Here is a 7,976-nt window from a genome sequence, read left to right as displayed (position 1 = left end):
GCGACAAGCCGAGCGTCAATCCGAAACCCGGAATGACGCTCGGCTGCCTGAACCGCCACCCCGCCTGCGCGGGTGCTGTGGTCGCGAATGTTGCGGTCATCGAGTTCAGGGGAGTCCCTCCCGCTCAACCAGGATTGCTCCCGCTAAAAGCTCCAAGAGGTTGGCGTGCGCAAGTTGTTTGAACGATCCCTGCCACTACGTCTATTCGCTCAGTGGAATTTCGCCTCCGTTGCCATTCGGAATTTTTGCGGTCGTACAGCTACCACTTAGTGAGCGGATAACCGGGCTAGGCCGGGTAGGCCCCCTCCCCGAAATGATAAGGGCGACCCCATTTTCAATCGGCTCATACTCCACCGCTGGAACACGCGCCGGCATATGCGGGTGCGATATCGAAGTGTCCTGCCATGGACCACCATGCCCGATCTGCAGCGCTCCGCTGTCGAATGTCGGCATGAAAGGCAACAGGCAGGTGAAGCCGAAAGTATAGCCATCCCCAACAGAATAGGTGGGGTGAGCCTTAATAGCATCTCTAGCAATACTCTTGGAGGAGTTCTGCGTAGGGCCAAGCCAACGTAATAATAAGGGGGCTGGCTGGACATCGATCGGGGAGGAGAAGGAAATGGAGAGCATTTCAAAAGAACTGATGAAACTGGCAGAACACATCCGCCCGGCGCGAGAAGCGTTCGCTGAAGCGGATAAAAGGAGGATCGAATCCGCCTTGGAGGCGGGACGGCTTCTCTGCCAAGCCAAGCATGACTGCCCACACCAGCAATGGCTGGCTTTCCTGACATTGGCCGATATCTATGAGCGACAGGCGCAAGAGTTGATGCACCTGGCCCGGGCGGGGTTGACGGCACACGTCGTTTCCGAAATCGGCGGCATCGATGCGGCGCTGGCCTACCTGGTGAAGGCAAGATTGCCCGAGCCGGGCGAATGCCTGACTGTCGGACGGATAGGCTGGCCTGAAAAGAACACGCCCTTCGCCATCATCAAGCCCAACGCCACCCATCCTGGTTACTATGACGTGGCAATCGCCGACATGTGGGCCAATCCCGCAACGGTCTTCTCCTCCACCAAGCCGCTGAAGGGAGGAAGTGTACGGCTTGCCGACGGGTCATTCTTCGACAACCTCTGGCGTATTGTCGACAGGGAATTGGACGTACCGCACTCGCAGCGCGAATTCCAAATGATGCCGGTGGATCTGTTTTCCCAGGATGGAGCTTTCCTCTTCGCAAAACCGGCCACCATTGCAACTGCTGGTTCGAAGACAAACCGGGCTCCCAACTACGCGCATTGACTTCGTCGCATGAGCCGGGCCTGTCGGCAGGTCTCCATTGCGGCCACGGAAATGAGGGGGCGCTCCAGCCAATACCGCCACAGTGGAGAGATCGATGAAAAGTCACCGTGCCAGGGCCGGCGCACTGTGCTTGGCGCTGATGATGATGTCGGAACACTCCATTGCGCAGTCCCAACTAAGCCAGGCAGAAATCTATCGAGCCCAGGCGCGGCTGTTCGAGAGCAATTTCCTGACTCGTATTCCCGACGGCAGGATTGGTCAGCGGACGTTGGATGCTCTGAGAGCCTGGCAGCTACAGGCGAAGCGGCCGCAGACCGCGGAATTGACGAAGAAAGAGTTCGACCAGCTGATGCGTTTCGATCCCGGCAAACACGCTTGGGAAGCGATATCCGGTTCAACGGACGGGACCTGGATCGCGGTTTGGGGACATCGCTCCGGGGTAGAAGCAGCCAAAAAGGCCTTGGCGGGGTGCCAGAAGAAATCGTCTCGGCCCGACGATTGTTCGTACGTATCCAATTCCGTTGATCGGAGTGGCCCAGGGTGGTCTGCTGCCGTTTTTTGCGAACAGCGAGGTCTCTTTCGAAAGAAAGGTCAGATGTTCCTGCACAATGGCTTGAGCCGGAAATCAGCCATGGACCAAGCGTTCACCGCTGCATCGACCGCGAAATTCCGCCCATCTCAATGCACTCTCGTGAAAGCATTGAACGGAGACGGACAACAGTGAACCATTTCAACAGCGTTTGCGAATGGGCGCCGAGGTATCGCTCGGGCCCAGTCCAGCGGGAAGACCATCCACATTAAGCGTAGTCAAACCGCGCTGACCGACATTTTCAGATTGCGGCGGTCTCGGAAGAGGTAATGCCATACCCGATTTCGCGCTCCATTTTCTTGATCGCTGCAGGCTTAATCGGACGGCATCATAATCAGGGTGGCGAACTCATGCGCATTGCGGTTGTCGGCTCAGGGTATGTCGGTCTCGTGTCTGGAGCATGCTTGGCTGACTTTGGTCACAAAGTCGTCTGCATCGACAAGGCAGAAGCAAAAATTGTCGATCTTCAGGCTGGAAGAATGCCGATCTATGAGCCTGGTCTCGAAGACCTCGTCGGCAAGAATTCCGCGACAGGGCAGCTCGCCTTCAGCAGCGAACTCGCGCCAGCGGTCGCAGACGCTGATGTGGTGTTCATTGCCGTCGGGACGCCTTCGCGGCGAGGCGACGGTCATGCCGATCTTTCCTATATTTACGAGGCGGCGCGGGAAATCGCGGCCGCGGTCCGCGGCTTCACGGTGGTCTGTGTCAAATCCACAGTGCCGGTGGGCACCGGAGATGAAGTCGAACGGATTATCCGCAACTGCAATCCGACGGCGGATGTAGCAATTGTGTCGAACCCTGAATTCCTTCGCGAAGGGGCTGCCATCGACGATTTCAAACGCCCCGACCGGATCGTTATCGGCCTGCCGTCGGACGAACGCAGCCGCGAGGTGATGGCGGAAGTCTACCGGCCGCTCTATCTCAACCAGGCGCCGATCATGTTCACCGGACGTCGCACGTCAGAACTGATAAAATATGCGGCCAACGCCTTCCTGGCCCTCAAGATTACATTCATCAACGAGATGGCGGATCTTTGCGAGAACGTGGGCGCGAACGTGCAGGAGGTGGCGCGCGGTATCGGGCTCGACAATCGCATCGGCTCGAAATTCCTGCATGCAGGCCCAGGGTACGGAGGATCCTGTTTTCCCAAGGATACGCTGGCTCTCGTCAAGACGGCGCAAGATAGCGGTGCGCCGCTCCGGCTGATCGAAACAACCGTCGCCGTGAACGACCAGCGAAAGCGAACCATGGCCCGCAGGATCGTCCTCGCCTGCGGCGGCAACGTGCGCGCAAAGACGATAGCCGTGCTCGGCCTCACATTCAAACCCAACACGGATGATGTCCGTGACGCACCTTCCCTCTCGATCATCCAGGCTTTGATCGATTTTGGAGCGCATGTCCGCGTGTATGACCCGGAAGGCATGGAACAGGCCAAGCTCATGCTCGGTGCGAGCGTCGAGTACGCGAAGGGAGCATACGNGTATGACCCGGAAGGCATGGAACAGGCCAAGCTCATGCTCGGTGCGAGCGTCGAGTACGCGAAGGGAGCATACGAATGTGCCAAGGGCGCTGATGCCTTGGTGATCGTCACCGAGTGGAACCAGTTCCGCGCCCTGGATTTTGAACGCCTGTCACGCTCCATGTCGAAGCAGCTTGTGGTCGACCTTCGCAACATCTACAGGCGCGAAGAGGTCTGCAAGCATGGCTTCGAGTACGTCAACATCGGCGAGGGTGTGGCAGAGGACGGATCTGTTTTTGCCGCGGCCGCCGAATGAGGTATTTCGTCACCGGAACCGCCGGATTTATCGGATTTCATCTGGCGCGCCGCCTGCTGGACGAAGGTCACTCCGTGACCGGCTACGACGGGATGACGCCTTATTACGACGTTACGTTGAAGCAATCCCGACATGCCCTGCTGCAGCGATACGACGCCTTTCGCTTCCACATCGGACAGTTGGAAGACATGGACGCCCTGCGGCGGGCGGCAGACTCGGCGAAGCCCGATGTGATTGTCCATCTGGCCGCGCAGGCCGGCGTGCGATACTCGATCGACAATCCGCGAAGCTACACCGACAGCAATCTGGTCGGTTCCTTCAACGTGCTTGAGCTTGCCCGCGATCTAAAGCCAAGGCATCTGCTGCTTGCCTCCACCAGCTCGGTCTACGGCGCGAATGAAACGACCCCGTTCGTTGAGACCGACCAGACCGATTGGCCGCTGACGTTCTACGCCGCCACCAAGAAGGCGGTGGAATCGATGTCACATTCGTATTCGCATCTTTTCCAGATTCCAACGACGTCCTTCCGCTTCTTCACCGTGTATGGCCCTTGGGGCCGACCCGACATGGCGCTCTTCAAATTCGTTGACGCCATCGAGAACGGTCGCCCGATTGAAATCTATGGCGAAGGCGCGATGAGACGCGACTTCACCTATGTCGATGATCTTGTTGAAGCCATCGTTCGGCTCATCGGATGCGCGCCCGTTTCCGGCCAGCCGGTGTCGGGCCCTGATGTCGTCGATACGCTGTCACCCGTGGCGCCATGGCGTGTGGTCAATATAGGCGGCGGCCAGCCGGTGGAGCTGTTGTCTTTCATCGAGACAATTGAGAACTGCCTCGCCAAACGCGCCATCCGCAAGAGCCTGCCGATGCAATCAGGCGACATGTCGGTGACATATGCCGACCCGCGCCTCCTGCAGACCCTGACAGGCTTTCGCCCCGAGACCAGCGTCGAGGACGGGGTGGCTGCCTTCGTGCGCTGGTATCTGCAAGAACGACCAGCGCGCCCGACAATCGCCGCCTAGGCATTTCTTGGCTCCAAGCAGGCGGCAAACATGGCCCTCAGGCCGACACCAGCTTGGCATGCACTTTGGGCTTGGTACCGCGCCAGGATGTCACCTCAATGGTTTCTCCGTCGCCGCAAAGCACGGCAAAACCGCTGCCAGTGTGAGCCTGGACCTGGCCGCTCAGCCCTATGTAGCGCCCTCGCCCCGCAAACATGCGTGCCTGGTCGACGAAGATCTCGCTGCCCCCGTCGAGAGTGAAGGCGCCTGGATAGGGGTCGCCGACAGCGCGGACAAGGCGAAGAATGCTTTCAGCCGTTTGCGTCCAATCTATCGATCCGTCGTCCGCCGAGCGCTTGGCGCAGTAGCTGGCGAGCGAGTCGTCCTGCACGACGCCGACGCTGTTGTCGCGAGCGATCGCCGACACGACGAGAGGTGTCATTTCCCGCAGGGCCTGCTTGTGCTTTTCGTAAAGCGAACGCGCGGTCTCGTCCTCCGTCACCGGAAAAAGCTTCTGCATTACAATGGGACCGCTATCGACACCTTCGTCGAGCCGAAAAAATGTGGACCCGGTCTCCTTCTCGTTGGCGATGATCGTCCACGGGATCACCGCTCTGCCCCGAAAGCGCGGCAGTGGGGCCGGATGGAAGCCTATCGACCCAAGGCGGGCGATCGCACGAAATTCGGCTCGGCAGATCTGCGACCAACCGACGACCAGCGTCAAATCGGGGCGCCCTTCCGCGAGCCAGGCGATTGTGTCGGGCGCGTTGATGTTCCTGGTCAGATGGACCGAGGCTCCCGCTGCGCGCGCCGGAGCTGACAGATCGACGAAATCGGAATGGCGTGCGGAAGCCTCGTCCGGCAAGGTAACAAGCAGCGAGGGAGCCATGCCCGCTTCGACGAGGGCGTCAAACGCAACACGGGACCCCTCCACCGCACCGACGAAGGCTATGCGCATGAAATCCGGACTCCAATACAGTGCCGCGGCGACCGTGAGACACTGACCTTTTCTATTGTGCGGTTCGATCCTACGCCCAAGTCCAACTTTAGAGGTAACCGGTCGTCTCCGATGCATCCCAATGTGCAACTCTTCGCAGCGGCAAAAAGCTGGATAGTTGGGTGGATCGGAGTTGAGATTGGAACGGTTGATGGACTATGGCGCCGGCCTGACACTTCTGGATCGCGATGCCGTCGCGGGTGAACCCCTGCGCGTCGGCTCCAGCCGGCCGCACGTGGTGATCGTCCTGCCTGGACTGGGCGCCGGCGGCACCGAACATGTCGTCAATGTTCTCGCCAACCAGTGGGCGGCAAGGGGCTGGCATGTGACGCTGGTTACATTCGAGGCCCCCGGTCCCCCGCCTTACTATCATTTCGATCCCGCGGTCAGGATAGAGCGGTTGGGATTGCCGCAGATGAAGCGGTCCAGGCTGGGGGCAATTGGCGCAAGCGCACGCCGGATATTTCTCCTGCGTCGAATGCTCAAGAAACTGGCTCCGGATGTGGTCCTGAGCTTTCTCACGCGCACGAACGTGATGTCGCTGGCGGCAAGCCGGGGGCTAGGCCTCGACGTCGTGGTTTCGGAGCGCAACAATCCTGCACTGCAGGACGTGGGCCCCGTCTGGCGGTTCCTTCGGGCAAAGCTCTATCCATCCGCCTTCGGATTGGTCACCATGACCACTGGCGCGCTGAACTACTTCAGCCCTGCCATGCGAAGGCGAAGCTGGGTTATTCCCAATCCCGTCGATCTTCCCGCAACAGGCAAACCGCGCCGGAACGGCGCCGTGCTCGTCGCTGTCGGCCGCCTGGTCCCGCAGAAAGGCTTCGACCTGCTGCTGAAGGCATTCGCCAACATCCGCCGCGATTTTCCCGAATGGAAGCTGGTCATCTGGGGCGAAGGTCCCGACCGTGCCGAACTGGAAGCCGAGCGGGATCGCCTGGGCCTGCAGGGTTGTGTTGAAATGCCCGGGGTAACCAGCCTGCCCGGCATCTGGGTGGAGACCGCCGACGCCTTTGTCCTTTCGTCCCGCTACGAAGGTTGGGGGATTGTGCTGCTCGAGGCAATGGCGGCCGGCCTGCCCGTCATATCCTTCGACTGCCAGTGGGGTCCTCGCGAGATGGTCGATAATGAGAGGGATGGACTTCTCGTCGAGAACGGAAGTGTCGACGCGCTCGCGCAGGGCCTGCAGCGGCTGCTTGGCGATGAAACGCTCCGCAAAAAACTCGGCGCGGCCGCAGCGGCAAGTGCTGCAAGGTTCACGCCTGAATATGTGATGCAGAATTGGGACCAGGTCATTCACGCCGTCCTGGCGGCGCGCGGCAATGAAGAGCTCTCGCCATGCTAACCACCCAGCGCGCCCTGCGCAAAATGGAAACGCGCATCAAGATGACCTGGGCCGCCTCCGGGGCGGACGCGTTCCTCGTCTCCTACCCGAAATCCGGGCGGACCTGGTTCAGGCATATCCTGTCAGACTACTTCAGCCGGACGGCTCACGACGGAAATGTCGACCTCTTCCGCATGTTCGAAGTCCTTCCAAACTTCGACCTCGATCCGGAGCGTGGGATTCCGGCTTTCCGTTACACTGAACAGCGCTCCCGGGTGCCGCTTATCCTCGTTTCGCACCTCAACTACAGGCATATGCTGTTCTTGCACCGGCCGGTCATTTTCATGGTTCGCGATCCTCGCGACGTTGTGGTGTCAGCCTATTTCCACGCGACGCGCCACAAGCATCGATTCGAAGGCGATATGGATGCTTTCATCTGCGACTATCAGCAGGGCCTGCCGGCCCTTATCGTGTATCTGAACAGCTGGGCGAAGGGCCTGAAACATCACCGGCATGCCGTCTTGAGCTATGAAGAACTGACCGGTGACCCTGTCGGCACGTCCTCGCGCATTCTGAGATTTCTACGGCACGATCCGTCCGCAGCTGACCTCGAGGAGGCCATCGAGGCTTCCCGTTTTGAAGCGATGCGTGAACATGAGGTGGCGGGGGGCCTGCCGGCGCATGTGTATGACAGAGGCGACGCCGAAAGCCGGCGCATGCGTCGCGGGAAGGTCGGAGGGTTCGCCGACTACCTCACCGACGCGCAAGCCGAACTGATTGAACGGACCTGCTCCGAGTGGTTGACCTCGGCCGCCAAGGAGTTGCTTTGCCGCGGTGGAATCCACTTCTCGCGGTACAATTGAGGCTTGTCCTAGGTTCGTCAGTTCGAGCCTGTCTCGCCCCCGGGATCGTCCGGATCGCGGTTGCCGCAGCCTGCGGCGAAGACGGCAGCCTTCAGCGGTCTGCGTGGGTTCAGCGTCTCAACTTCGT

The 7,976-nt window shown here is 60.0% G+C and carries 7 protein-coding genes and 1 pseudogene; 6 read left to right on the top strand and 2 right to left on the bottom strand.

Annotation, left to right across the window (positions count from 1 at the left end; all coding sequences use genetic code 11):
• Positions 1-100 (bottom strand): annotated as a pseudogene (locus X743_RS1000000174185) (molybdate ABC transporter permease subunit); the annotation flags it as partial.
• A 519-nt stretch (positions 101-619) separates the two neighbouring features.
• On the opposite strand from X743_RS1000000174185, the gene X743_RS140315 reads away from it, so the two are divergent.
• From X743_RS140315 to X743_RS140330, 4 genes are all read left to right on the top strand, one after another.
• On the top strand, positions 620-1,297 hold the full coding sequence (locus X743_RS140315; RefSeq protein ID WP_023768907.1) for a hypothetical protein: 678 nt from the start codon (positions 620-622) through the stop codon (positions 1,295-1,297).
• Between the two features lie 94 nt (positions 1,298-1,391).
• A complete protein-coding gene (locus X743_RS140320; RefSeq protein WP_023768906.1) occupies positions 1,392-2,021 on the top strand; it encodes a hypothetical protein in 630 nt (209 codons plus the stop codon).
• Positions 2,022-2,236: 215 nt separating this feature from the next.
• Positions 2,237-3,661, top strand: coding sequence for a UDP-glucose/GDP-mannose dehydrogenase family protein (locus tag X743_RS140325; protein ID WP_031258677.1), 1,425 nt, complete (start codon positions 2,237-2,239; stop codon positions 3,659-3,661).
• The gene (locus tag X743_RS140330) at positions 3,658-4,686 is read left to right on the top strand and encodes an NAD-dependent epimerase/dehydratase family protein (protein ID WP_023768904.1); all 1,029 of its coding nucleotides are present in this window, start codon (positions 3,658-3,660) and stop codon (positions 4,684-4,686) included. Before X743_RS140325 ends, X743_RS140330 begins: the two co-directional genes overlap by 4 nt.
• Before the next feature lie 37 nt (positions 4,687-4,723).
• On the opposite strand, the gene X743_RS140335 is transcribed toward X743_RS140330, so the two are convergent.
• Positions 4,724-5,623 carry a formyltransferase family protein gene (locus tag X743_RS140335; RefSeq protein WP_023768903.1) on the bottom strand — a complete coding sequence of 300 codons (900 nt, stop codon included), beginning with the start codon at positions 5,621-5,623 and terminating at the stop codon, positions 4,724-4,726.
• Positions 5,624-5,813: 190 nt separating this feature from the next.
• Here X743_RS140335 and X743_RS140340 point away from each other — a divergent pair, with 190 nt between their 5' ends.
• Positions 5,814-7,007 carry a glycosyltransferase family 4 protein gene (locus tag X743_RS140340; RefSeq protein ID WP_023768902.1) on the top strand — a complete coding sequence of 398 codons (1,194 nt, stop codon included), beginning with the start codon at positions 5,814-5,816 and terminating at the stop codon, positions 7,005-7,007.
• Positions 7,001-7,849 (top strand): sulfotransferase domain-containing protein, encoded by an 849-nt coding sequence (locus X743_RS140345; protein ID WP_013893312.1) that lies wholly within the window; start codon positions 7,001-7,003, stop codon positions 7,847-7,849. The genes X743_RS140340 and X743_RS140345 overlap by 7 nt, the downstream gene beginning before the upstream one ends.
• Positions 7,850-7,976 lie beyond the last annotated feature (127 nt).

The sequence above is a fragment of the Mesorhizobium sp. LNHC232B00 genome, from assembly GCF_000502435.1.
GTDB classification, from domain to species: domain Bacteria; phylum Pseudomonadota; class Alphaproteobacteria; order Rhizobiales; family Rhizobiaceae; genus Mesorhizobium; species Mesorhizobium opportunistum.
Note: the sequence above shows the minus strand (reverse complement) of the source record. Positions and strands in the feature narration are given on the sequence as shown.